Source organism: Rubellimicrobium mesophilum DSM 19309, assembly GCF_000600335.2.
Lineage (GTDB): Bacteria > Pseudomonadota > Alphaproteobacteria > Rhodobacterales > Rhodobacteraceae > Rubellimicrobium > Rubellimicrobium mesophilum.
In genome coordinates this window covers 1-25356 of sequence record NZ_KK088603.1, presented here as the reverse complement: position 1 = coordinate 25356, position 25356 = coordinate 1, and the positions used below count along the sequence as shown (strand labels likewise).

The 25356-nt window shown below is 71.6% G+C and carries 19 protein-coding genes and 1 pseudogene; 7 read left to right on the top strand and 13 right to left on the bottom strand.

The window, feature by feature from the left end; genetic code table 11:
* Positions 1-741: 741 nt before the first annotated feature.
* Positions 742-1578, top strand: coding sequence for a glycoside hydrolase family 25 protein (locus RUMESO_RS18350; protein ID WP_245639331.1), 837 nt, complete (start codon positions 742-744; stop codon positions 1576-1578).
* Positions 1579-1643: 65 nt separating this feature from the next.
* Entirely contained in the window at positions 1644-2315 is a 672-nt protein-coding gene (locus RUMESO_RS18345; protein WP_051521480.1) for a phosphatase PAP2 family protein, read from the top strand.
* 15 nt (positions 2316-2330) lie between these two features.
* On the opposite strand, the gene RUMESO_RS18340 is transcribed toward RUMESO_RS18345, so the two are convergent.
* The 10 genes and pseudogenes from RUMESO_RS18340 to RUMESO_RS18300 form a co-directional block, all read right to left on the bottom strand.
* On the bottom strand, positions 2331-2561 hold the full coding sequence (locus RUMESO_RS18340; protein WP_037282170.1) for a formate dehydrogenase subunit delta: 231 nt from the start codon (positions 2559-2561) through the stop codon (positions 2331-2333).
* Complete coding sequence (locus RUMESO_RS26525; RefSeq protein ID WP_342670802.1) at positions 2536-3123, bottom strand: formate dehydrogenase accessory sulfurtransferase FdhD; 588 nt, start codon at positions 3121-3123, stop codon at positions 2536-2538. The genes RUMESO_RS18340 and RUMESO_RS26525 overlap by 26 nt, the downstream gene beginning before the upstream one ends.
* Positions 3124-3405: 282 nt before the next feature.
* Positions 3406-6328 (bottom strand): annotated as a pseudogene (fdhF, locus tag RUMESO_RS18330) (formate dehydrogenase subunit alpha).
* A 3-nt stretch (positions 6329-6331) separates the two neighbouring features.
* A complete protein-coding gene (locus tag RUMESO_RS28640) occupies positions 6332-6430 on the bottom strand; it encodes a DUF4287 domain-containing protein (RefSeq protein WP_245639330.1) in 99 nt (32 codons plus the stop codon).
* Positions 6431-6541: 111 nt separating this feature from the next.
* Positions 6542-8068, bottom strand: a complete 1527-nt coding sequence (locus RUMESO_RS18320; protein WP_037282168.1) for a formate dehydrogenase beta subunit — start codon at positions 8066-8068, stop codon at positions 6542-6544.
* Positions 8065-8526, bottom strand: coding sequence for an NAD(P)H-dependent oxidoreductase subunit E (locus tag RUMESO_RS18315; protein ID WP_037282167.1), 462 nt, complete (start codon positions 8524-8526; stop codon positions 8065-8067). Before RUMESO_RS18315 ends, RUMESO_RS18320 begins: the two co-directional genes overlap by 4 nt.
* 80 nt (positions 8527-8606) lie before the next feature.
* Positions 8607-9506: a LysR family transcriptional regulator gene (locus RUMESO_RS18310; RefSeq protein ID WP_037282164.1), complete on the bottom strand. Its 900-nt coding sequence runs from the start codon at positions 9504-9506 to the stop codon at positions 8607-8609.
* A 92-nt stretch (positions 9507-9598) separates the two neighbouring features.
* Positions 9599-9910, bottom strand: a complete 312-nt coding sequence (locus RUMESO_RS26520) for a molybdopterin-binding protein (RefSeq protein WP_211262928.1) — start codon at positions 9908-9910, stop codon at positions 9599-9601.
* The gene (locus tag RUMESO_RS18305) at positions 9907-10761 is read right to left on the bottom strand and encodes a molybdopterin-dependent oxidoreductase (RefSeq protein WP_211262927.1); all 855 of its coding nucleotides are present in this window, start codon (positions 10759-10761) and stop codon (positions 9907-9909) included. The genes RUMESO_RS26520 and RUMESO_RS18305 overlap by 4 nt, the downstream gene beginning before the upstream one ends.
* Before the next feature lie 134 nt (positions 10762-10895).
* Positions 10896-11462: a hemerythrin domain-containing protein gene (locus RUMESO_RS18300; protein WP_037282163.1), complete on the bottom strand. Its 567-nt coding sequence runs from the start codon at positions 11460-11462 to the stop codon at positions 10896-10898.
* 237 nt (positions 11463-11699) lie between these two features.
* On the opposite strand from RUMESO_RS18300, the gene RUMESO_RS18295 reads away from it, so the two are divergent.
* The 5 genes from RUMESO_RS18295 (at position 11700) to RUMESO_RS18275 (ending at position 17370) form a co-directional block, all read left to right on the top strand.
* Positions 11700-13331: a peptide ABC transporter substrate-binding protein gene (locus tag RUMESO_RS18295; protein WP_037282161.1), complete on the top strand. Its 1632-nt coding sequence runs from the start codon at positions 11700-11702 to the stop codon at positions 13329-13331.
* An 87-nt stretch (positions 13332-13418) separates the two neighbouring features.
* A complete protein-coding gene (gene oppB, locus RUMESO_RS18290; RefSeq protein ID WP_037282159.1) occupies positions 13419-14342 on the top strand; it encodes an oligopeptide ABC transporter permease OppB in 924 nt (307 codons plus the stop codon).
* A 10-nt stretch (positions 14343-14352) separates the two neighbouring features.
* On the top strand, positions 14353-15279 hold the full coding sequence (locus RUMESO_RS18285) for an ABC transporter permease subunit (protein ID WP_037282157.1): 927 nt from the start codon (positions 14353-14355) through the stop codon (positions 15277-15279).
* Position 15280: 1 nt separating this feature from the next.
* On the top strand, positions 15281-16291 hold the full coding sequence (locus RUMESO_RS18280; protein WP_037282154.1) for an oligopeptide/dipeptide ABC transporter ATP-binding protein: 1011 nt from the start codon (positions 15281-15283) through the stop codon (positions 16289-16291).
* Positions 16288-17370, top strand: coding sequence for an ABC transporter ATP-binding protein (locus tag RUMESO_RS18275; protein WP_051521479.1), 1083 nt, complete (start codon positions 16288-16290; stop codon positions 17368-17370). The genes RUMESO_RS18280 and RUMESO_RS18275 overlap by 4 nt, the downstream gene beginning before the upstream one ends.
* A gap of 9 nt (positions 17371-17379) precedes the next feature.
* Here RUMESO_RS18275 and RUMESO_RS27960 read toward each other — a convergent pair whose 3' ends face one another.
* The 3 genes from RUMESO_RS27960 to RUMESO_RS18260 all read right to left on the bottom strand — a co-directional run.
* Positions 17380-22689 carry a translocation/assembly module TamB domain-containing protein gene (locus RUMESO_RS27960; protein WP_156363016.1) on the bottom strand — a complete coding sequence of 1770 codons (5310 nt, stop codon included), beginning with the start codon at positions 22687-22689 and terminating at the stop codon, positions 17380-17382.
* Complete coding sequence (locus RUMESO_RS18265; protein ID WP_037282151.1) at positions 22686-24497, bottom strand: autotransporter assembly complex protein TamA; 1812 nt, start codon at positions 24495-24497, stop codon at positions 22686-22688. The genes RUMESO_RS27960 and RUMESO_RS18265 overlap by 4 nt, the downstream gene beginning before the upstream one ends.
* A gap of 105 nt (positions 24498-24602) precedes the next feature.
* Positions 24603-25356: tRNA pseudouridine synthase A (locus RUMESO_RS18260; protein WP_051521477.1), on the bottom strand; the 754-nt coding region annotated here is incomplete at its 5' end.

Below are 25356 nucleotides of genomic sequence, written 5' to 3'. Positions count from 1 at the left end.
GCGCGTGTTCGACGCGCGGCGGCTGGGTCTTTGCGAGGACTCGCCTGGTCCTCTCCCAGTGGGGCGCGATGCCTTGCCGGATGAGCGTGCCGGACTCCCTCCGGAGGTGTCACTCTCATCCCGCCCCTCAAAGAGCTCTCGCCCGGGGGAACCGGTCCCGGGCATGGACGGTCGTGATGAGCCCGGAGCAGGACCGGCCGTCCGAAGCCCCGTCCGGGGGAGCGCTGTCCGCTGAGGCCTCCTGCCGGCGCAAGCGTCCTCCTGCTCTGAGGTCGTGGACGGGCCGGGGGGAGGCGTCGCGGGACGGCGCTCCGGATGCGAATCAGGTTGCCCGATGAAAGTTAACCAACGGTAAACGCACCGTTCGTTGCCCCCTTGCCAAGCAACGGCTTGCGCGTGGCGGGAAAGCCACAGGGCTGATTCGCGCCTTGGGCCCCGGAGGGGCGAGGGGCCGATTCGGCCGAATGGGCGCGGAGGCCCGATCCTGCGCCGTTCGAGGCCGGCGCGCCGGGTCCGGGCCTTGCAAGGATGGGCGCGGGCCCGACGGAGTGGGGCCGGACAGGCAGCCTGGGGGCTACGGCCAGGGCGCCTGCGGGTGTCGATGGGCGGCTCGCGCCGGAGGCCCGGCGGCACAAAGCTCTGGGCGGCCTGCGATCACGTCTTGCGCGAATCCGCTCACAGCGGCGAGAGTGGCGGGCAAAATCGGGCACGGGAATCGGCCCAGAGCCGGGCAGAGGGCAGATGATGAAGCGGACTTGGAACCGCGCAGCGGTGGGATTCGCGCTGGCGGCACTTGCGGCCTTGGCAGGATGTGGCGGGGGGTCTCACTCCTATCACCGCTCGGCCACGAGCACCTCGGCCGCGATCTCCTCGTCGGCCATCACGGCGGCGGCGCCGATGTTCGGCGACGCGGACCCGGTCGAATGGAAGGGGCACGCGCCCCAGGCCTATCCCGTCCACGGCATCGACGTGTCGCGCTACCAGGGCAACATCGACTGGCCGACCGCCCGGGCCTATGGCGTGAGCTTCGCCTTCATCAAGGCGACGGAGGGGGCGGACCACGCCGATTCCTCCTTCTCGAGCCACTGGTACGGGGCGACGCTGGCGGGCGTGCCGCACGGGGCCTACCACTTCTACTACTTCTGCCGCTCGGCCGAGGAGCAGGCGAACTGGTTCATCGCCAACGTGCCCAAGGAGCGGGGGGCGCTGCCGCCGGTGCTCGACCTCGAATGGAACGCGGGGAGCCGGACCTGCCCCTACCGGCCGGATTCGGAGACGGTGCTGAGCGAGGTGCAGACCTTCCTCAACATCGTCGGGCGGCACTACGACCAGCAGCCCATCGTCTACACGACGCCGGACTTCTGGCAGCACAACCAGCTCTGGCGGCTGCACGGGGCGCAGCCCTGGCTGAGGTCGGTGGCGGCGCATCCCTCGGAGCGCTACCCGGGCGAGGAATGGACCTTCTGGCAGTATTCGGGGACGGGCCTCGTGCCCGGCGTCGCGGGCCAGGTGGACCTGAACACCTTCGCGGGCTCGCGCCGGGACTGGTCGGCCTGGGTGGCGGACCAGGCGCTCTGACGCCTCTGGACTGAACGTCTGGACGGGCGGCGCAACCGGCGCCGCCCGTTTCGCGTTCGGGAGGCATGGCCGAGACTTCCCTTCTGAATGAGATCGAGCGGGCCGACGTCGCGGCGGCGGCCAAGGCGGGCGAGCACCGGCACGATTCCGTGGTGCGCGCGGCGGGCGCCATGGCCAAGGGGGCGGACCAGCCGCCGATGTTCACGCTGGCCTCGGCCGTGCTGGGCGCGGGACTGGCGATCGGGAGCCCCCGGGCGGCGGAGGCGGGCGGGCGGATGCTGGTCGCGCTGGCGGTGGCGACGGCCGTCAAGGCGGCGGTCAAGGCCAGCGTGGTGCGGACGCGGCCCAATGTCCTTTGGGACCAGGGGCGCTACGAGACCGGGCTCTGGGGGCCGAACGAGGCGCCGTGGAACTCCTTCCCCTCCGGGCACACGGCGAACGCGGTGGCCGTGGCGCGGGCGGTCGGGCGCGTGGTGCCGGAGGCGCGGCCGGCGCTCTGGGCGCTGGCGGCGGTGGCGGGGGGCGTGCAGGTGCCACGGGGCGCGCATCATCCGCTCGACGTGGCGGCGGGGCACTGGTGGGCTGGGCCTCGGAGGCGGTGGCGGACCGGGCCTGGCCGCTGGCCGCGCCGGTGCTTGGCGCGGCGATGGAGGCGCTGCATGGGCCGGGCGATGAGCGGACGCGGAGGGAGAGCCCGTAGGGCGGGCTCCCGTCGCCGCCGGTGCGTGGCGGGCTGAAGCCCGCCCTACGAGTTACGCGACCGGTTGGCGCAGACGCTCCACCGCCTTCAGCACCAGGGGCGAGAGGCCCTCGCCGCCGGCGTCGACATGGGCGTAGAGCGCCTGGAGCATCCGCGGCTCCCAGAAGGCCTTGAGGTGGCCGGCGACCTCGGCGGCCTGGGTGGTGCCGGGCTGGGTGGCGAAGAAGGTGGCGATCTGGTTCGCCATGGTGACGAGCTTAGCGATGTTGTTGGGGGCGGCCAAAGCGGGGACCTTCTCGACGGCGTGTGAGGATGCGGCGCGGGTGGGTGAAGACGTGCACGTCCCCGCGCGAGGTGGAGGCGAGGGTGAGGTTCGCGGCCTCCGCGATCCGCACGGCGCGGGCCGTGGGGGCGGAGACGGCGAGCAGGATCGGGCAGCCGGCCATGACGGTCTTCTGGACCATCTCGACCGAGATGCGCGAGGTGAGGGCGATGGCGCCCAGGGCGGGGTCGAGCCCCTCGCGGGCGAGCGCCCCGATGAGCTTGTCGAGCGCGTTGTGGCGGCCCACGTCCTCGCGCGCCAGCAGGATACCGTCGCCGGGGCGCCAGAAGCCCGCGGCATGGACGGCGCGGGTCTCGTCGTGGAGGGGCTGCCAGTCGCGAAGCTCGCCCAGGGCGAACTTCACGTCGGCGATGGTGAGGCCGATATGCGCCTCGGGCAGGGTGGGGAGGGGGCGGAGCGCCTCCTGCAGACTGTCGATGCCGCAGAGGCCGCAGCCCACCGGGCCGAGGTTGGCGCGGCGGCGGGAGGCGAGCATGGCCTCGGTCCGGGCGTCCACCCACATCCGGGCCTCGATGGCGGGGCCGGTGGGGGTGTCGTGGGCGATGACCTCGACCTCGGGCAGGGCGTCGTGGGGGCGATGCCCTCGGTGATGGTGAAGCCCCAGGCGAAGTCCTCGATGTCGGCCGGGGTGGCCATCATCACCGCCTGCGTGCCCCCGTTGTAGACGAGGGCCACCGGCGTCTCCTCGGGCAGGACCCGGGAGACGTCGAGGCCGCCCGGCGCCACCGCGCGAACACGCGCGGTGGGCGTCGGGGCCGGGACGATGCCGAAGCTCAAGGGCACGTCACTCCGCGGCCGTCGCGATGCGACGAGATTGCGCGGCCTGGCTGGTGTAGACCTCCTGCCAGTCGGTCGGGCCGTTGGAGAGGTGCACCTGCACCGCCGTCACCTTGTATTCCGGGCAGTTGGTCGCCCAGTCCGAGAAGTCGGTGGTGACGACGTTGGCCTGCGTGTCCGGATGGTGGAAGGTGGTGTAGACCACCCGCCGGCGAGACGCGGTCGGTGACGAAGGCGCGCAAGGACGTCTCGCCCGAGCGGGAGGCGAGGCGGACCCGGTCGCCGTCCTTGATCCCCCGCACCTCGGCGTCGTGGGGGTGGATCTCCAGCACGTCCTGGTCGTGCCAGACCATGTTCGAGGTGCGACGGGTCTGGGCGCCGACGTTGTACTGGCTGAGGATGCGCCCCGTGGTGAGGAGGAGCGGGAAGCGGGGGCCCGTCTTTTCGTCCGTCGCCACGTATTCGGTGACGATGAACCGGCCCTTGCCCCGGACGAAGCCGTCCACGTGCATGATCGGCGTGCCTTCGGGGTGCAGCTCGTTGCAGGGCCACTGGACGGAGCCCTTCTCGTCGATCAGGTCGAAGGAGACCCCGGCGAAGGTCGGCGTGGTGGCGGCGATCTCGTCCATGACCTGCGCCGGGTGGGTGTAGGTCCAGCCCGCGCCCATGGCGTTGGCGAGGAGCTGCGTCACCTCCCAGTCGGCGTAGCCGTTCTTGGGCGTCATCACCTTGCGGACGCGGTTGATGCGGCGTTCCGCGTTGGTGAAGGTGCCGTCCTTCTCGAGGAAGGTGGAGCCGGGCAGGAAGACGTGGGCGTAGTTCGCCGTCTCGTTCAGGAAGAGGTCCTGGACGATCACGCAGTCCATGGCGGCGAGGCCCGCCGCGACGTGGCGGGTGTCGGGGTCGGACTGGAGGATGTCCTCGCCCTGGACGTAGAGGCCCCGGAAGGTGCCCTCGACCGCCGCGTCGAGCATGTTGTTGATGCGGAGGCCGGGTTCCTTGTCGAGGACGGTGCCCCAGAGCTTCTCGAAGACGTCGCGGGTCGCGTCCTGCGAGACGTGGCGGTAGCCCGGGAGCTCGTGCGGGAAGCTGCCCATGTCGCAGCTACCTTGCACGTTGTTCTGGCCGCGCAGCGGGTTCACGCCCACGCCGGGGCGCCCGATGTTCCCCGTCAGCATGGCGAGGTTGGCGATGCCCATGACGGTGGTCGAGCCCTGGGAGTGCTCGGTCACGCCCAGCCCGTAGTAGATCGAGCCGTTGCCGCCCGTGGCGAAGAGGCGCGCGGCGGCGCGGAGCTCGGCCGCCGGGACGCCGGTTAGGGCCTCGGTCGCCTCGGGCGAGTGGCGCGGGTCGGCGACGAACTCGGCGTAGTGCTGGAACTCGTCCCAGTCGCAGCGCTCGCGGATGAAGGCCTCGTCGAAGAGGCCCTCGGTCACGACGACATGGGCGAGCGAGGTGACGACCGCGACGTTGGTGCCGGGCTTGAGGGCCAGATGATGCGCGGCCTTGATGTGCGGGCTGCGCACCAGGTCGATGCGGCGCGGGTCGATGACGATGAGCTTGGCGCCCTTGCGGAGGCGCTGCTTGAGGCGGCTCGCGAAGACCGGGTGGGCGTCGGTCGGGTTGGCGCCCATGACGATGACGACGTCCGTGTGCTCCACGGAGTCGAAGTCCTGCGTGCCGGCCGAGGTGCCGAAGGCGCGGCCGAGGCCGTAGCCGGTCGGCGAGTGGCAGACGCGGGCGCAGGTGTCGGTGTTGTTGTTGCCGAAGACCGCGCGGATCATCTTCTGGACGAGGTAGGTCTCCTCGTTGGTGCAGCGCGAGGAGGTGATGCCGCCGATGGCCTTGGTGCCGTGGCGGCCCTGGAGGTCGCGCAGGCGGGTCGCGGCGTAGGTGATGGCCTCGTCCCACGACACCTCGCGCCAGGGGTCGGTGATCGACTCCCGGATCATCGGGTTGAGGATGCGGTCCTTGTGGGTCGTGTAGCCCCAGGCGAAGCGGCCCTTGACGCAGCTATGGCCGTGGTTGGCCTTGCCGTGCTTCCAGGGGGTCATGCGGACGACCGTCTCGCCCTGCATCTCGGCCTCGAACTGGCAGCCGACGCCGCAATAGGCGCAGGTGGTGACGATGGAATGCGAGGGGGTGCCGAGCTCGATCACCGACTTCTCCAGCAGGGCGCCGGTCGGGCAGACCTGCACGCAGGCGCCGCAGGAGACGCAGTCGGAGCTCAGGTAGTCGTCGCCGGCCATGCCGGGGGACATCCGGCTCTCGAAGCCGCGCCCCTCGATGGTCAGGGCGAAGGTGCCCTGGACGTCGTCGCAGGCGCGGACGCAGAGGTTGCAGACGATGCACTGCGCCGGGTCGTAGGCGAAGTAGGGGTTGGAGACGTCCTGGGCGAGCCAGCGGGGGTTGGCGTTGCCCTCGGCGTCCGCCGCCTCGACATGGTTGGCGAGCTTCGTGCCCTCGGGCGCGGCGTAGCGGACCTGCTTGAGGCCCACGGCGGCGGCCATCTCCTGGAGCTTGTTGTCGCGGTTGGCGGCGCCCAGGATCGTCTGTTCGGGGAAGTCGGAGACGTAGAGCTCCATCACCCCCTGGCGGAGCCGGCGGATCTTGTCGGTCTGGGTGTGGACGACCATGCCCTCGGCGACCGGGGTGGTGCAGGAGGCGGGGGTGCCGCGACGGCCCTCGATCTCCACGAGGCAGAGGCGGCAGGAGCCCCAGGCCTCCATCGAGTCGGTGGCGCAGAGCTTGGGCACCGTGACGCCGGCGGTGTTGGCGGCGCGCATGACGGAGGTCCCCTCCGGCACGGTCACGGACTGGCCGTCGATGGTGAGCGTCACCATGGTCTGCGACCGGCGCGCGGGGGTGCCGTAGTCGCGGTCGGAGAAGAGGGGGGCGCCGTCGAGGCCGGGGATGATGAAGTCCTTCATGGGTCAGGCGTCCTTCCGAGCGGCGAGAGCGTGGGCAACGAGCGCGTTGGCGTGGCCGTGGCCGAGCCCGTGCTCGGCCTTGAGCCAGTTCACGATCTGCATATGGGGTCATGCCGGTCTGGCGGTCGATCTGTTCGAGCCAGTGGGCGACGGGATGGCCGTACTTCGCCTCGATGGAGGGGAAGTAGGAGGCGGGGCCTTTCACCGTCTCGGTCATTCGGCGGCCTCCCTGGCGGTCGCGAAGTCGTCCGGGAAGTGCGTGAGCGCACTCATCACCGGATATGGGGTGAACCCTCCGAGGGCGCATAGCGATCCATCGCGCATCGTCTCGCAGAGGTCGACGAGGAGCGGCATGGCGGTGGGGTCGCCCTGGGCGATGCGGTCCACCGTCTCGACGCCGCGCACGGCGCCGATGCGGCAGGGGGTGCACTTGCCGCAGGACTCGACGGCGCAGAACTCCATGGCGAAGCGGGCCTGCTGGAGCATGTCCACCGAGTCGTCGAAGATCACGACGCCGGCGTGGCCGATGAGGCCGCCCTGGCCGTCGAACTCCTCGTAGCCGAAGGGGGTGTCGAACTTCCCGACCGGGAAGTAGGCGCCGAGCGGGCCGCCGACCTGCACCGCCTTGACCGGGCGGCCCGAGCGGGTGCCGCCGCCGATGTCGTTGACGATCTCGCCGAGCGTCAGGCCGAAGGCCGCCTCGAAGAGGCCGCCCTGCTTGACGTTGCCGGCGATCTGGAGGGGGATCGTCCCGCGCGAGCGGCCGAGGCCGAAGTCCTTGTAGGCCTGGGCGCCGTTGGCCATGATCCAGGGGACCGAGGCCAGCGAGATGACGTTGTTGACCACGGTCGGGCGGCCGAAGAGCCCCTCGATGGCCGGGAGCGGCGGCTTGGCGCGGACGACGCCGCGCTTGCCCTCCAGCGAGTTGAGGAGCGAGGTCTCCTCGCCGCAGACATAGGCGCCGGCGCCGGTGCGGACCTCCATGTCGAAGGCGGGGCCCTGGCCGAGGAGGGAGGGGCCGAGGACGCCGGCCGCGCGGGCGATGCGGATGGCCTCGGTCATCTGGGCGACGGCGTCGGGGTATTCGGAGCGGGTGTAGACGTAGCCCCTGGTCGCGCCGACGGCGAGGCCGGCGATGGCCATGCCCTCGATGAGGGTGAAGGGGTCGCCCTCCATCAGCATCCGGTCGGCGAAGGTGCCGGAGTCGCCCTCGTCGGCGTTGCAGACGATGTATTTCTGCGGCGCGGGGGCGAGGCGGACGGTGTCCCACTTGATGCCGGTGGGGAAGCCCGCGCCGCCACGGCCGCGCAGGCCGGAGAGCTTGACCTCGTCCACGATGGCCTGCCCGCTCATGGCGAGCGCGCGGCGCAGTCCGGCGAGGCCGCCATGGGCCTCGTAGTCCTGGAGCGACAGGGGGTCGATCAGGCCGACGCGGGCGAAGGTCAGGCGGGTCTGGCGGGCGAACCAGGGCATCTCCTCGACGGGGCCGAGGGCCTTGGGGTGCCTGGTGATGTCCTCGAAGAGGGCGGGCACGTCCTCGGGCGTCATGGGGCCGAAGGCGGTGCGGCCGGACTGGGTCTCGATCTCGACCAGGGGCTCCAGCCAGACCATGCCGCGCGTGCCGTTGCGGACGAGCTCCAGGGGGAGGCCGCGCTTCTCGGCCTCGCGCTGGACGGCTTGGGCGACGGCGTCGGAGCCGAGGCCCCGGGCGGCGGCGTCGCGGGGGACGTAGACCTTCATGCGAGCGCCTCCCGGCAGATGTCTTCGGCTTTGGCTGCGGCGACGGGGCGGTCGCCGACCATGGCGGAGGGGCCGCAGGCGCAGAGGCCGAGGCAGAAGGTCCGCTCGACCGTGACCTTGCCGTCCGGCGTGGTGCCGAAGTCGGTGAGGCCGAGGCCCTTGAGCACGTCGCGGGCGAGGTCGCGGCCGCCCTGGGCCTGGCAGGCCTCGGCGGCGCAAAGCTTGAGGACCAGCTTGCCCGCGGGCTCGCGCCGGAAATCGTGATAGAAGGAGACGACCCCGTGCACCTCGGCCCGGCCGAGGTTCAGGGCAGCCGCGATCTGCGGGATCGCGGGCTCGGGGATGTGGCCCCATTCGTGCTGCACGGCGTGCAGGATGGGGAGGAGGGGTCCTTCGAGCCCGAGATGGGCATCGATGATCTCGCGCAGGCGCGCGGCGAAGTCGGCTGTATCGAGCATAGGGGCTCCGGTCTGGCTGTCCGCCGTCTCGCGCGGATTGCACCGGGAATCAAGATCGACCTTCCGTGGGATGATAGGATTCACCTATCAGAATTTTCCCTAGAGGAAAATCGTCTCGCCTCGCTGAGGAGCGCGGCCACCAGCGGCATCTGCGGCTCGCGCGCGGGGACGATCAGGCCGACGAGGTGGCCGGCGTCGGGCTCGGCCAGCGGGATGGCCCGGAGGGGGCCGTGGCTCAGGAAGAACTCGGCGGCGCTGCGGGGCAGGATCGTGGCCCAGTTGTCGGCGAGGACATGGGTCACGAGGACGATGGTGGAGTTCGTCTCCACGCGCGGCGCGACCGGGACGCCCGCCTGCCCGAGGAGGCCGCCGATGATGCGGCGGTTCTGCATGTCGGGGGTGAGGAGGCAGAGCGGCACGCCCCGGAGCTCGCCCCAGGCGATGCGGTCGCGGGAGGCGAGGGGGTGGTCCTCGCGCAGGATCAGCGTGTAGCGCTCCTCGTAGAGGGGGAGGGTGGTCTTGGTGCCCAGCGGCTCGTTGTCGAGGTAGCTGATGCCCACGTCGATCCTCAGGCCGTCGAGGTCCTCGAGGATGGAGATGGAGGTGGCCGAGAGGATCGTCAGGCGCACGTCGGGGTGCGACTGCGCGAAGGAAGCGGTGAGGCGCGAGGCGACGGCGAGCGCCGTGGGGATCACCGCGAGGCGAAGGGTGCCGGAGAGGCCCTTGGAGCCGATGCGGATCTCCTCGCGCATGGTTCGGGCGTCCGAGACGATGCGGCGCGCCCATTGCAGGACGCGCTCCCCCTCGGGCGTGAGGCCGCCGTAGCGCGACCCGCGCCGGACCAGCATGACGCCCAAGGATTCCTCCAGTTGCCGGATGGCGGCGGAGAGGGTGGGCTGGGCCACGCCCACGGCCTCGGCGGCGCGGCCGAAGTGGCGCGCCTGCGCGAGGGCGATGAACATCTCGAGCTTGTCGATCATGGCGGCGGCCCCGGTTGCGGTCGTCCCGATTCACTCCGGACGCGGGCGCGGCGCAACCGGAATGAGACAGAGCGACGGCCGGGGCCGCCGGGTCATCCGATGGTGATGTGCCGCGTCACCTGGCCGTTGCTCTCCCAGTAGGTGTGCTTGCCCGTGATCCAGGGGTCGTCCATGGCGGGCTGGACGTGGCCGGCGGTGTCGGTGGCGCGCGAGGTGACCGTGTGCTCGCCGGGCGAGGGGTTCGGCCAGTCCCAGGACCAGATCCGCCAGGCGTAGGGGGACTCGTCGGTGCGGTCGATGGTGGCCTCCTGCCAGGGCCCGTCATCGATCTGGACCTCGACCTTGTCGATGGGGGCGCCCCAGGCGGCGCCAACGACGCGGTAGGCGTCCTCGGCCTTGGTCACCCGGGCCGGGCCGACTTGAGGTTCGCGCGGCCGACCGAGGTCTCGGTCCAGACGGTCTCGCCGTCGTGGCTCTCCTCCCGGATGGTGACGTAGTCGCGGCCCATGAACTGGTTCACGAAGCGGCGGTCGCGCACCTCGATCCGCTTGAGCCACTTCACGTTGGCGATGCCGTACCAGCCCGGCGCGATGAGGCGGGCGGGGAAGCCATGGACGTCGGGCAGGGGCTCGCCGTTCATCTCGGTGGCGAGGATGTTGGCGGCGCCCATGGCATCCGTCAGCGACATGGAGCGGGCGAAGTTCTGCGTCATGCTGACGTCGCGGATGGCGTCGTGCAGCTCGATGGTGCCCTTGTCGTTGCCCCAGAACACGACCTCGATGCCCTCGGCGAGGACGCCGGCCTCCTTGAGGATCGGCGCGAGCGGCGTGCCGGCCCAAAGGGCGTTGCCGATGCCGCCGGTGAAGTTCGGGAAGCCGTGGTTGCCCGAGCATTCGAGCGTGAAGGCGACCTCGGTGCGGGGCCGCGCCTTGAGGTCGTCGAGCGTGAGGCTGAGGGGCCGCTCGACCAGGCCGTCGACCTGGAGCGTCCAGGTGGCGGCGTCGACCTTGGGCCATTCGAGGTGGGTCACGCCGAAGAACTTGTCGTTGGGCGTGATCCAGGAGTCGAGGTCCTCCCAGGTGAGCTGGGTGACGACGGTGGGGTCGTCCAGGGCCGGCGGCTGGTCGGACCAGGGGACGACGGTCTCGCCGGAGCGGCTGGGGAAGGCCCCGGCCCGGGAGGCCTGCAGAAGGGCATAGGCCGCGATGGCGGCGCTGCCTTTCAGGACAAGGTCGCGGCGGGTGAGATCAAGCATGAGCAGACTCCTCGTGCAGGGAGTTGCGGTCAGGGTTCGATCGTTCGGCCGACCACGACAGGGTAACAGGTTTTCACGAATTCGTATACCGTGGGGTGTGAGCCGGGCCCGGGGAGAGCCGCTGCAGGCCGGTTTCAGCGCAGCCCGGCCTCGCCGTCGCGCAGGATCACGGGCACGATCAGCTCCTCCTCGTCGGTCAGGTGCCGGTCGAGGAAGCGGTCGAGGCGCAGCAGCCCCTCGTGGAGGCGGCCCGCCCCGGTGCGGAGCGCGTCCTCGTCCTTAAGTGCGCTGAGGGCGGCGTTGGCGTCCCGCACGAAGGCGTCGAGGTGGCCGTCGAGGGCGTGGTGGTCCGCGTCGAGGATGTCGAAGCCTCGCGCGAGGCGGGCGTCGCGGGCCGAGAGGAGCGGGAAGTAGTGGTCGTCCTCGATCCCGTGGTGGCCATGCAGGTGCTGGACGAAGCCGCCGCCCGTGCGGGCGAGGCGCGGGGCCCAGGAGGCCGGGTCGAGCCTGCGGTCGAGGAGCGCCTCGGCGTCGCCGCGCATGAGCCCGAGGGCATCGCGGAAATGGAGATGCATCCCCAGCCAGAAGGAGACGAGGCCGTGGAAGCTCGGGTCCTGCTCCCAGCCCTCGCGCGGGTAGTCGCGGAGGAGGACGCGCAGGGCGTCGGGCAGGCCGGGGCGGGTTTCGAGCGAATGGTCCATCGGTCCGATGTAGGTCCTGGCACGCCCGCGTTCCAGCGGCGCGGCGTGGCGCGCGAGGGTCCGGCGCGGCCGTTCCCCGGGGCCGGGACGCGAGGTCACAAGCTGGGCGCGCGGCTTTTTTCTTGCCTTCCCGACGCTAGCTTCCAAGGGATTCGGCAGGTCCGCGCCCTCCCCGGGGCGGACGTTCCTGTTCCGCGGGAGGCCCGGGGCCCCCGCCACCAACAAAGGGAGATCCAGATGACCCTCAGGATGCTCGGAGCCGCCTCGCTCATCGCCCTCGCCGCCGCCGGATCGCTGCAGGCCGCCACGCCCGCCGCCGGCGACACGCTCGCCCCGCCCGATCAGCAGACCTTCTCGTACAACGTCATCGACGAGTTCGTGACGCTCGATCCCGCCTTGATCGAGGTGGTGGACGACAACGACGTGGCGCGGCAGCTCTTCGAAGGGCTGCTGAACCAGGACCCGCTGGGCAACGTGGTGCCCGCCGGGGCGACCTCCTACGACGTGTCCGAGGACGGGCTCACCTATACCTTCCACCTGCGGCCGGAATCCAAGTGGTCGAACGGCGAGCCGGTGACGGCGGAGGACTACGTCTTCGCCTGGCGGCGCGTCGTCGATCCCGCGACCGCCTCCAACTACGCGTGGTTCATGGGGCTGGGCGGCGTGGCCAACGCCGACAAGATCGTCGCGGGCGAGGTCGCGCCCGACCAGCTCGGCGTCGCGGCCACCGATCCGCAGACCCTGGTGGTGACGCTGGAGCGGCCCGCGCCCTTCTTCCCGCAGATGACCGCCAACGCGAACCTCTTCCCGGTGCCGCAGAAGGTCGTGGAGCAGTTCGGGACCGAGTGGACGCAGCCCGGCAACATGGTGTCGAACGGCGCCTACACGCTGTCCGAGCGCGTGCCGCAGGAGCGCATCACCATGGTGCGGAACCCCAACTACTGGGACAACGCCAACACCGTCATCGAGACGATCAACGCCTACGTCATCAAGGACGAGCAGCAGGCCGTGACCCGCTGGCGCGACGGCGAGATCGACAAGACCGCCGTGGTGCCCGCGGGGCAGTTCCCGACCCTCAAGGAGGAGCTGGGCGACGAGGCGGTCGCGGTGCCGAACCTCTGCACCTACTACTACCACGTCAACCTGCGCGAGGACGCCAACCCGGCGCTGCTCGACCCGAAGGTGCGCGAGGCGCTGAACCTCGCCATCGACCGCGACGTCATCATCAACGCCATCCTCGCCGGCGGCCAGAAGCCCGCCTACACGCTGACCCACTGGGCCACCGCCGGATGGGAGGTGCCCGAGGTGCCCGCCGCCGCCATGACCCAGGAGGAGCGCAACGCCCGGGCCAAGGAGCTCATGGCCGAGGCGGGCTACGGCGAGGGCGGCGAGCCGCTGACGCTCGAGATCCTGTTCAATACCTCGGAAAGCCACCAGCAGATCGCCATCGCGGTCAGCCAGATGTGGAAGCAGACGCTGGGGATCGACACGACGCTGGCCAACCAGGAGTGGCAGACCTTCCTCGACGCCCGCAAGGAGGGGGCCTTCGACATCGGCCGCGCCGCCTGGTGCGCCGACTACAACGAGGCCTCGACCTTCCTCGACATCATGACGTCGGACTCGGACGCCAACGACTCCCAGTACCTCAACCCCGAATACGACGCGCTGCTCGAGACGGCGCTGACGGCCGAGGACCCGCTGCCCAGCTATCAGCAGGCCGAGCAGATGATCGCGCGCGACGTCCCGATCCTCCCCGTCTACTTCTACTCGTCGAACTTCCTCCTCGACGGCACGGTCCGGGGCTGGCCGATGGAGAATGCGCAGCAGTACTGGTACGCCAAGGACATGTACCAGGTCGCGGAGCAGTGATCCGCGCCTGATGACGTCGAAGCCCGCCCTCCCCTAGGGGGGCGGGCTTCCTCGCATCGACGCGCTCCCGCCTCCGAGGACCCCGCCATGATCACCTACATCCTGCGCCGCCTGCTGGTCGCCATCCCGACGATCCTGATCCTGATCGTCCTCTCCTTCATGCTGATGTTCGCCGCGCCCGGCGGGCCCTTCAACTCCGACAAGCCCCTGCCGGCGGCGGTGCTCGCCAACATCGAGGCGCGCTACGGGCTCGACCAGCCCTACGTGGTCCAGATCTTCAACTACGTGAAGAACATCGTCCTGCACTTCGACTTCGGCCCCTCGTTCAAGTACCGCGACCAGACGGTGTCGGGGCTGATCGCGCAGGGCTTCCCGGTGACGCTGACCTACGGCTCCTGGGCCTTCGCGGTCTCGACCGTGCTGGGCGTGGCCATCGGCACCGTCGCGGCGATCCGGCACAACACCTGGCTCGACTACCTCGCGGTGGGATCGGCCATCGGCGCCTCGGTGCTGCCGAACTTCGTGCTGTCGCCGATCCTCGTGCTCGTCTTCACCATCTGGCTGGGCTGGCTGCCCGCGGGCGGCTGGAGCAACGGCGGCTGGGAGGTCGTGGTCATGCCGGTGATCGCGCTGGCGACCACCTACGTGGCCTCGATCGCGCGGATCATGCGGTCCTCGATGCTGGAGGTGCTGGGCTCGGGCTTCATCCGCACCGCGCGGGCCAAGGGCCTGCCCATGAGCCGGATCATCTGGCGCCACGCCATGAAGCCCGCGATGCTCCCCGTGCTGAGCTACCTCGGGCCGGCCTTCGTGGGGATGATCACCGGCTCGGTGGTGATCGACATCTACTTCTCCACGGGCGGCATCGGGCAGTACTTCGTCAACTCCGCGCTGAACCGCGATTACGCCGTCATCATGGGCGTGACGATCCTCGTGGGCGTGCTGACCATCCTCTTCAACCTCCTGGTCGACATCCTCTACGCCTGGATCGACCCCAAGATCCGCTACTAGGGAGGATCCCATGGCGGTCACCGATCCCACCGCGACGCCCCTGGCGGCTCCGGCCCGGCCCGACAAGGGCCGCTCGCTCTGGACCGACGCGCGGCGGCGGTTCTTCCGCAACAAGGCGGCGGTCGTCGCCCTCGTCGTCCTGGTCCTCATCGCGCTCTTCGCCTTCTTCGGCGGGCTGGTCGCCCGGTACGACCGAGAGACGGTGGACTTCACGCTGATGGGCGTGAACGCCCGGAACGGCGGGCCCTCGCTCGCCACCGGGCACTACTTCGGCGTAGACGATTCGGGCCGCGACCTCTACGCGCGCACCGTGCAGGGCACGCGGCTGTCGCTGATGATCGGCCTCGTGGGAAGCCTCGTGGCGGTGCTCGTGGGGACGCTCTACGGCGCGATCTCGGGCTACATCGGCGGGCGCACGGACGGCGTCATGATGCGGATCGTGGACATCCTGCTGTCGATCCCGTTCATGTTCGTGCTGATCCTGATGCTGGTGATGTTCGGACGGTCGCTGCTGATGCTGTTCATCGGCATCGGGCTCACCTCTTGGCTCGGCATGGCGCGGATCGCGCGGGGGCAGACGCTGTCGATCAAGAACAAGGAGTTCGTGGAGGCCGCCATCGCCACCGGCGTGAAGCGCTCCGCCATCATCCTGCGGCACGTCGTGCCGAACCTCCTGGGCGTGGTCATCGTCTACGCCACGCTCCTGATCCCCGACATGATCATCTACGAGAGCTTCATCAGCTTCCTGGGCCTGGGCGTCCAGGAGCCCAACACCTCGCTCGGCGCCCTGATCTCGCAGGGGGCCCGGCAGATCCTGAGCGGGGGGGAGGCGGCCTGGCAGCTCTGGTTCCCGCTCGGCTTCTTCGTCGCCACGCTCTTCGCCTTCTACTTCGTGGGCGACGGGCTGCGCGACGCGCTCGATCCGAAGGACCGCTGAGATGGGCGACGTGACGACATCCGCACCTCTTCTCGAGGTCGAGGACCTCCGCGTGACCTTCCGCACCGGCGACGGGCAGGTGAACGCCGTCAACGGCGTGTCCTTCGCGCTGGACGAGGGCGAGACGCTGGCCATCGTGGGCGAGTCCGGCTCGGGCAAGTCGCAGACGGCCTATGCGGCGATGGGGCTCCTGGCCCGAAACGGCAGCGCGACCGGCACGGTGCGCTACCGGGGGCGAAACCTGCTGGAGCTGCCGCAGAGGGAGCTCAACGGCATCCGGTCGCAGGAGATCGCCATGATCTTCCAGGACCCGATGACGAGCCTCAATCCCTACATGCGCGTCTCGGACCAGATGGCCGAGGTGCTGATGCTCCACAAGGGCATGGGCAAGCGCCAGGCGGTCGAGGAGGCGGCGCGGATGCTGGACGCCGTGCGCATCCCGGACGCGCGGGCGCGGATCGGGATGTACCCGCACGAGTTCTCCGGGGGGATGCGCCAGCGGATCATGATCGCCATGGCGCTGCTGTGCCGCCCGAAGCTCCTGATCGCGGACGAGCCGACGACCGCGCTGGACGTGACGGTGCAGGCGCAGATCATGCGGCTCCTGGGGGAGATCCGGAAGGACCTGGGGACCGCCGTGATCCTCATCACCCACGACCTGGGCGTGGTGGCGGGGTTCTGCGAACGGACGCTGGTGATGTACGGCGGGCAGATCATGGAGGAAGGGCGGACGGAGGCGATCTTCGCCACGCCCACGCATCCCTACACGCTGGGGCTCCTGTCGGCCGTGCCGCGCATCGACCGGGAGGACGAGGCGCTGCTCACCATCGCCGGGGAGCCGCCGGACATGAGCCGGCTGCCGCCCGGCTGCCCCTTCTTCCCGCGCTGCGCCTTCGCGCGGCCCGAGAACGAGACGATCCGTCCGCCGCTGGTGACGCTGCCCGACGGGCGCCGCCGGGCCTGCCACGTGCCCGTCGAGGAGATCCTGGCCCGCAAGGAGGCCGCGCAATGACCGACGCGTCCGTGATCGACCGGTCCGCCGCCCGGGTGGCGGGCGCCCCGATCCTGCAGGTGGACGACCTGCGCGTGACCTTCGACGTGCCGCTGCGCGGCGCCTGGCCCTGGACGCCGCCGCGCAAGCTCCATGCGGTCGGCGGCATCTCCTTCGACCTGCGCCCCGGCGAGGTGCTGGGGGTGGTGGGCGAGTCCGGGTCGGGCAAGTCGACGCTCGCCCGCGCCATCGTGGGGACGGTGCCGTCGACGGGGCGCATCCGCTTCGACGGGCAGGACCTGGGGCGGCTCTCGCCGGAGGAGAGGCGCGCGCGGCGGCGTGACATCCAGATGATCTTCCAGGACCCGCTGGCGGCGCTGAACCCGCGCATGACGGTGGGCGACATCATCGCCGAGCCGCTGCGGACCCATTTCCCGCAGACCTCGCGCGCCGAGGCGAGGACGCGGGTCTCGGAGCTGATGGAGCGGGTGGGGCTGCTGCCGAATCTCCAGAACCGCTACCCGCACGAGTTCTCGGGTGGGCAGTGCCAGCGGATCGGGATCGCCCGGGCGCTGATCCTGCGGCCCAAGCTCCTCATCTGCGACGAGCCGGTCTCGGCGCTGGACGTCAGCGTGCAGGCGCAGGTGGTGAACCTCCTGCGCGAGCTGCGGCGCGAGCTGGGGATCGCCATGATCTTCATCGCGCACGACCTGTCGGTGGTGCGGCACATCTCGGACCGCATCCTGGTGATGTATCTCGGGCGGCTCATGGAGATGGCCGAGGCGCGGCAGGTGGTGGAGCAGCCCAAGCACCCCTACACGCAGTTCCTGATCTCCTCGGTGCCGATCCCGGACCCGGCGCTGGAGAAGGCGCGACCCCGGCCGGTGCTGGAGGGGGACCTTCCCTCGCCGCTCAGCCCTCCCTCGGGCTGCGTGTTCCGGACGCGCTGCCCCAAGGCAAAGCCGCGCTGCGCCGAGGTGCCCCCGCCGCCCTACGACGTGGGGCCGGGGCACGTGGCGACCTGCCATTACTGGCAGGAGCCCACGCCGATGGTGGCGGATGCGGGGGCCGTCATCGTGGAGAGCGAGGCGCAGGCCTGACGCCGCGCCTCAGTAGTCCCTCTCGAAGTAGATGCCGAGCGTCGTCTCGCCTTCCGTGCTCACCCCCGCGCGGACGGTGAAGTCCGGGGTGAGGTCGAGGTTGATCGTGGCCTCTGTCTCCTGAGGGGAGACGACGACGTCGGTGTAGACGTTCTCGCTGATGTACTGGCCGAGGCGGAGCGCGATGTCGCCGCTCTCGGTGGTCGTCACGTCGAAGTCGGCGAGGCCCGCCTGCCCCCGGATGTCGTCGAGGACGCCCGTCCCCTCGCCCGCCAGCGTCGCCACGGCCGAGGCGAGGCGGACGGCCTGGAGCGGCGAGATCGACTCGATGTCCACGCCGAAGAGGAGCTGGGCCAGGACCTCGTCCTGCGGCAGCTCCGGGGTGGACTGGAAGGTGACCTCGGGCGAGGAGAGGGGGCCCTCGACGATGATGGAGATGGCGGTGCCGGTGCGGGCGGTCGTCTGCGCGACGAGGCGGATGTAGGGGTTGAAGTCGCCCTGGATGGTGGCCTGCCCCTCGGTCAGGTCGAAGCGCTGCCCGAGGATGGAGAGGCGCCCGCGCAGCAGCGAGAACTGCCCGATGGGGATGATCTGCCGCGTGGTCCCGGTGAGGCGGAGCTGGCCGCCGAGCTCGGCGTCGAGGCCGCGGCCCCGGATGAAGACCCGGGCGGGGGCGTTCAGCAGGATGTCGAGGGCGAAGCCCTGGCCGGTGGTCGCGCCGTTCGAATCGCCCCCGGTCGCGGGCGTGCCCTCGGTGGTGAGGTTGGCGCGGGCGAGGGTCTGCCGGACGGGGACCGAGGGCTCGATGTGGAAGACGGCGGGCACGTCGCCCAGGGCGCCCACGCCGGAGGAGGGGACGCGCAGCTCGACGGTGTCGAGGTTGACGGCCCCGGCGATGAGGGCGCCGCCGGCGAGCGGGCCGGTGACGGAAAGCTGGCCGTTGCCGCGCGCCTCGTAGAGCGAGGGGTCGCGGATCACGAGGCCGGTCCCGGTGATGGAGAGGTCCGCCTGGAACGGCGGGGCGAGGCCGACGGGGCCGGTGACGGCGAGGCGTCCGCCGGAGGCGAGGCCGCCCGTGAGGGCCACGGTGGCCGTGCCGCCGGCGAGGGTCGCGGTGCCGTCGATGTCGGTCAGGGCCTCGCCGAGGCTCGGGTCCGAGACGCGGGCGTCCTGCACGCTGACGGTGCCGGACAGGGCATCGAGCGTGGTCCCGGCGAGGCGGAGGTCGAAGCTCGCGGGGCCTTCGAGGCGGCGAGGCTCCAGGAAGGCGTTGGCGATGGCGAGGGGAGCGGTGCCGGTGAAGCGGAGGTCGGGGGTGGCGCCGATGGTGCCGGTCACCTGCGCGGTGAGGCCGCCGGGTCCGGTGACGCTCGCGTTCACGCTGGTCGCGCCGTTGAAGGCGGCCGTGCCGGTGGCGGTGACGGGGCCCGGGAAGTCGGGCACGAAGAGCCCGAGGTCGGCGAGGCGGGCGTCGAAGGCGACGCCGGAGGGGTCGCCCTGGGCGGTGACGGTGATGTTCGGGAAGGTCGCGCTCAGGCGCTCGGCGCGGATCGGGCCGTTCTCGTCCTTGAGGACGCGGGCGGAGACGGTGCCGCTCCCGGCGAGGAGGGTGTCGAGGGTCGGGATGCCGAGGCCGAGGCTCTGGGTGGTCGCGTCCACGGTCAGGTCGAAGCGCGCGAGGGAGGGCAGGGCGCTGCCGGTGACGGTGGCGTCGATGGCCCCGGAGAGCGGTCGGCCCGCGAGGGTGGAGAAGGGCGCGAGGTTCGCGGCGGCGATCCGGGCGGTGCCGGTGATCTCGTAGCCCTGCTCGGGCGGGGCGACGCTGGCGTCGATGGTGGCGGTCGTGCCGGGGGCGGTGGCTTGGGCCTGGACGGCGATGGTGCCGTCGGCGGCGCGGGTGGCGGTGCCGGTCGCGCTCGCCGGGCCCGCGAGGCCGGGGGCGACGACGGAGATGTCGGGGAGGTTGAGGTCGAAGCTGCCCTGCCCGGAGTCCTCCATGAATGTGCCGGAGACGTTGCCGTTCAGGAAAGGGGTCCGGGTGGTGACGGCGAGGGCGAGGCCGCCGTCGGGGCTGCGCTCCACCTGGCCGGAGTGGGTGCCCTGCCCGGCGAGGAGGGGGTCGAGTTGGGGAATCCCAGTGCGGAGGTCGCGGGTGGTGGCGTCGAAGGTTAGATCGAGGACCGAGAGGTCTGGGCGGATCGTGCCATTGGCAGTGGCTTGGACGGCGCCGCCGAGGTCGCGGCCGGCGAGGGCGCCGAGAGGGGCGATGTCCGAGAAGTCGGCGGCGAGGTCGCCGGTGAACTGGTAGCCCTGCTCGGGCGCGAGGTTGCCTTGGACGGTCGCGGTGCCGGTGGGCAGCGTGGCCCGGAGGTCGAGGGCGACGGTGCCGTCCTGGGCCTGCTCGGCGGTCCCCGTGAGGCGACCGGGGCCCGAGAGGCCCCCGAGGACGGGGGCCACGTCGGCGAGCGACAGGTCCAGGTCGGCGGTGCCGGTGCCGTTCTCGATGGCGGCGGTGACGGTGCCGTCGAGGAGGGGCGTGTCGATGCGGAGATCCTCGACGGTGAAGGAGTCGGGGCCGGTGCGGGCGACGCGGCCGGAATGGGTGCCCGGGCCGGCGAGAAGCGCGTCGAGGGGCGCGATGCCCAGCGCGAGGTCCTCGGTCGTGGCGTCGAAGGTGAGGTCGAACAGCGACAGGTCAGGGCGGATCGTGCCGTTCACGTCGGCCTGCACGGCACCTGAGAGGTCCCGTCCGGCGAGCGCACCGAGGGGCGCGATGTCGTCGAAGTCGGCGTTCACCTCGCCGGTGAAGGCGAAGCCCTGCTCGGGCGGGGCGAGGGTGCCGTCGATGGAGGCGGTGCCTGTGGGAAGGGTGGCGTCGAGGTTGAGGTCGAAGCCGCCGTCCGCCGTGCGCGTGGCGGTGCCCGCGACGCGTCCGGGGCCTTCGATCCCGCCGAGGACGGGCTCCACGTCCGCCAGCGACAGGTCGAGCTGGGCGGTGCCGCCGTCCTCGGTCAGGTCGGCGGTGACGGTGCCGGTGAGGAGGTCGGTGGAGACGCGGAGGTCGTCGATGGTGAGGGCGTCGAGGCCGGTGCGGTTGAGGCGGCCGGAGAGGGTGCCCGCGCCCGCGAGGAGGGCGTCGAGGCGGTCGATGCCTACGCGCAGGTCCTGCGTCTCGGCTTGGACGGTCACGTCGAAGGTGTCGAAGTCGGGCTCGGTCGTGCCGGAGAAGGTGAGGTCCACGCCGCCCGAGGGGGTGACGGGGAGGTTCGGGGCGAAGGTGGCGAGGAGGGACTGGTAGCGGGCGAGGTCCTCGGCCCGGGCGCGGGCGTCGAAGGTGACGGGGCCGGGGGTCCGGTCGCCCTCGGCATCGAGCGTGGAGGCGGCCTGGGTCGCGTCGAGCGTGACGCTCGCGCCGGGGAGGGTGGCGTCGGCGTCGAGGGTGGCGGCGCCGTCGGCCTCTCGGTTGAAGCTGCCGGTGACGGAGCCGGGGCCCGAGAGCTCGGGGAAGGCGAGGCCGAGGTCGGTGAGGTCGAGGTCGAACCGGGCCTCGCTCGCGCCGCTGGTGATATTGGCGGTGGCGTTGGCCTTGATGGCGTCGGTCGAGAGGTCGAGGTTGCCGATCCGGAGGCCCGCCGTGTCGCGGGCGGCGTTCAGCGTGACGGCGCCCGAGCCGGCGAGGAGGGGATCAAGTTGGGCGATGCCGAGGGCGAGGTCGTCGGTCGTGCCCTGGAGCGCCAGCTCGAAGATGCCGTCGAGGGGGCGGATGGAAGAGACCACGGTCGCGTTGGCGGAACCGCCGAGGTCGAGGCCGGTGAGCTCGGCGAAGCGGGCGAGGTCGTCGGCGGTGAAGGTGATGGAGCTTTGGGTGAGGAAGCTCTCGTTGGGGCCGGCGACGGTGCCCTCGGCCTGCGCCTCCAGCCCCGGGCCCGAGAGGGTGAGGCTGCGGATGCGGAGCGGCCCGCCGTCCGAGGGGCGGGCGAGGTCGATGTTGCCCGAGAGGTCGGCGCCGAGGGCCTCGCCCAAGGAGCCGTCGGCGAAGGCGAGGCCCTGCGTCGTGTAGTCGAGGTCGGCGGTGAACTGGCCCGGCGCGGTCGCGGTGGCCGAGACGATGGTGCCGCCGCCATCGAGGGTCAGGGCGTCGATGCTCAGGCCCGGGCGGGCGAGGCCGTCGATGGCGAAGGTGCCGGTCCAGCCCTCGCCCTGGGAACGGTCGTAGCCGATGTCGAGATTGACGTGGCTCACGGTCGTGTCGCCCGCGCCGGGGAGGGGGACGGCGGGGCCGCCCTCTGTCCCGATCTCGCCGGTGAGGTCGATGCGGGCGGGCCAGCCCTCGGGCGTGATCTCGGCGCTTCCGTCCAGCGTGATGGCCTGGCCGCGCAGGTCGAGCGAGGTGAGCACGAGCGAGCCGTCCTCGCGCCGGATGCCCTTGGTCCGAAGCACCACGTCGTCGCCGAAGAAGCGGCCCGCGTCGGGGGCGAGGAGGGCCGTCACGTCGCCCCGCACGTCGAGGCCGAAGGCGCGGGAGGTGACCTCGCCGTTCCGGGTCGCGGTGGTCTGGAGCGCCACGTCGCCCGCGATCCTCTGCTCCCCGTCGGTGGCGAGGCTGATCCGGGCGCCGTAGTCGTCGATGGGGCCGGTGCCCTCGACGTGGAGGGCGACGGAGGGGAGGCCCGGAAGGCTGAGCGCGCGGGCGGCGAGGCCGCCTTGGGCCTCCTGCAGGTCGAGGTTGACGGCGAGGACGCGCGTCTCGTTCGAGTAGCTGGCGTCGAGGGCGAGGCTGCCCTCGCTCCCCTCAACGATCTGCGCGTCGAGGTTGGCCTGCCCCTCGCCGCCCTCGAGGTTCACCGAGCCGTTGAGCGTCAGGGCGAGCTCCTGGCCGAGCAGCGCCTCGCCCAGCACGATGCGCTCGGCGTCGAGCTGGCCGATGTTCACGGAGACGGGGAGGTCGGGGAGGGAGAAGGGCGTGGCCTCGGGCGAGGGCGCCTGGGGGTCGGGGACGGGCGGGCGGATCACGTCGATGGCGCCGGCCGAGAGCTCCTCGACCTCGATGCGGCCGCGCAGGAGGGCGGAGCGGTTCCAGTCGAGCGCGAGGGCGGTGGCCTCCAGCCAGACGCCCTCGCTGTCGGCGATGGTGAGGCGGTCCACGGTGGCACGGGAGCTGAGCGCGCCCTCGAAGCCCTCGATGCGGACGGTGCGGGCGGTGGAGGAGAGGGCGTCCTCGATGAGGCCCTGGAGGAAGCCGCGGTCCTCCTCCTGCGTGTCCTGGGCCAGCGCGGGGAGGGGCAACGCGCAGAGCGCGAGGAGAGGGAGGAATCTCAAAACGCCTGACCTATGCCGATGTAGACCTGCACCTGGCCGAAGGCGTCGTCGCCGGTGGCCGGGGTGGCGATGTCGAGCCGGATGGGCCCGACGAAGGTGTTGTAGCGGGCGCCGATGCCGACGCCCGCCGCCCAGTCGCCGTCCGAGGAGAAGGAGTCCTCGCCCACGAAGGCCGCGTCGGCGAAGGCGACGGCGCCGATGTTGTCGGTGATGCCGAGCCGGCCTTCGAGCTGGAGCCCGGCGAGGGAGGCGCCCCCGAGCGTCACGGTCTCGCCGGGGGTCTCGGGGTCGGGGAGGTCGACGCCGACGGACTGGAAGGGCACGCCGCGCACGGTGTCGCTGCCGCCGGCGAAGAAGAGGTAGTCCTGCGGCACGTCCCCTCGGTCGGCGCCGAAGACGCTGCCGAGCTGGCCCCGCGCGGCCAGCGTGAAGCGGCTGCCGAAGCTGCGGTAGTAGCGGGCGTCGGCGTAAAGGCGGGCGCCGTTGCCGGTGTCGCCGGTCAGGGTCAGGAAGGGCGTGGCCTCGGCGTCGATGTAGAAGCCGGAGCGGGTGTCGCGCGGGTCGTCGCGGCGGTCCCAGGTGGCGGTGAGAGGCGCGGTCAGCAACGTGTAGTCGCGCGTGGCGAGGTCCGTCTCCTCGTGGGCGGCAAGGTAGCCCAGCGCGAAGGACAGCGTCAGCGTGTCGGTCGCGTAGCGGGTGATGCCGACGTCGAAGGTGAGCTGCTGGAGGAAGTAGTCCTCCTGGTCCTCCTGCGAGATCTCGGCGCTGACCGTGAGGTCGTTGTCGGGGCTGAAGGTGGCGGGGCGGGAGAAGGTCGCGCCGAGCGCGTAGTCGGTGCCGCCGCTCGCGGTGCCGATGGCGTCGCTGCCGATGTCGGAGACCTCGCCCTCGATGCGCAGGCGCTCGGCGCCGCCCAGGAGGTTGCGGTGGAGCCAGAAGGCGTTGGCCGAGAGGCCGTCGAGCGAGCTGATCTCGGCCCCGAAGCCGATGCGGCGGGGGAGGGATTCGACCACCTGCAGCTCGATGGGGAGGGTGTCGTTCGGGCCGATGGCGTCGGATTCCACGACGGCCACGCTGTCGAAGGCGCCGGTGCGGCGCAGGCGGGTGGCGGCGCGGTCGAGATCCTCGGGGGAGAAGACGCGCCCCGTCGGGATGCCGGCGATGCGGAGGATGCGCCGGGTGCGGACGCGCTCGTTGCCGCTGACGGTGACGTCGCCGAAGGTGAGCTCCGGGCCGGGGACGATGCCGATGGCGACGTCGAGGCGGGAGGCGGGGTGGACGGCGGTGATCTGCTCGGAGCCGACCTGGGCCTTGGCGTTCCCTTCCTCGCGCCACGCGGTCAGGGCGGCGGTCGCGGCCTCCTCCACGACCAGGGAGCGGGCGACCTCGCCGGGGGCGAAGGCGGGGGGGAGCTCGGTCGCGGGGGCGAGGGGGGCGATGGCGGTCGTGCCGAAGGTGAAGCGGGGGCCCGGCGTGACGTTCAGGGTGACCTGGCGGATCGACTCGGGCGCCTCGAGCGGCTGGATGGTCGCGGCCTCCTGCCCGTCCACGAGGATGGAGATGACGCCGCCGTAGTAGCCCTCGGAGTAGAGGCCGGCGAGGAGGCGGCGGTAGTCGGCGCGGGCGGCGGCGATGTAGTCCTGGGGCGCCGTGAGGCCCTCGGATTCGAGCGAGAGGGTGAGGGAGGAGCCTTCGAGCACGTCCCGGAGGCTGTCGTCGGTGCCGGGGGGGAGGGCCAGGGTCGCCTCCTGCGCCTGGGCCGCGAGGGGAAGGAGGGCGGCGAGCAGGAGGGGGGAGAGGCGATCCATCGGTCCTCGCAGAGGGGGCCAGCGCGGAGGGCGCGGCGCTTGAGGATAGGTTAAGCGCAGCTCCGGGCGAGGGGAAAGGGCCTAAGCTGTGGCCTACGGGCCACGTCAAATTTCCGCTGGGCGGGAACCGAAGGGGTCCGGGTCGTAGCGGACATGGGTGAAGTGGAGCCCGTCGGGGGGCGCGACGGGGCCGCAGGCGGCGCGGTCGCGGGCGGCGAGGGCCCGGGCCATGCGGGAGGGCGTCCACGCGCCGCGCCCGACCTCGACGAGGCTGCCGACCATGGAGCGGACCTGGTTGTGCAGGAAGCTGCGGGCGCGGGCGGTGACGTGGATCTCCGGCCCCTCGGGGCCGTCGTGGCGGCGGACGGCGAGCTCGTCCAGGGTGCGGAGGGGGCTGTCGGCCTGGCACATGGTGGAGCGGAAGGTCGTGAAGTCGTGGCGGCCGAGGAGGTGGGCGGCGCCCTGGGCCATGGCTTCGGCGTCGAGGGGCCAGCCGAGGCGCCAGGCCTGATGGGCCGAGAGGGTGAGCGGGGCGCGGCGCTGGACGATGCGGTAGAAGTAGCCGCGTTCGAGGGCGGAGAAGCGGGCGTGCCAGTCGGGGGGGACGGCGGCGCAGGCGGTGATGGCGACGGGGTGCGGCTTGAGGTGGTGGTTCAGGGCCTCGGAGAGGCGGAAGGGGTCCCAGTCGCGCGCCATGTCGCAATGGGCGACCTGGCCCCAGGCGTGGACGCCGGCATCGGTGCGGCCGGCGGCGGCGATCGTGTGGGGACCGGGGTCGAGCTTGCTCAGGGGCGTGACCTGGTCCATCTCGGCGCAGTCGGCTCTGGCCCAGGTCTCGTTGGCGGCCAAGGGGCCGGTG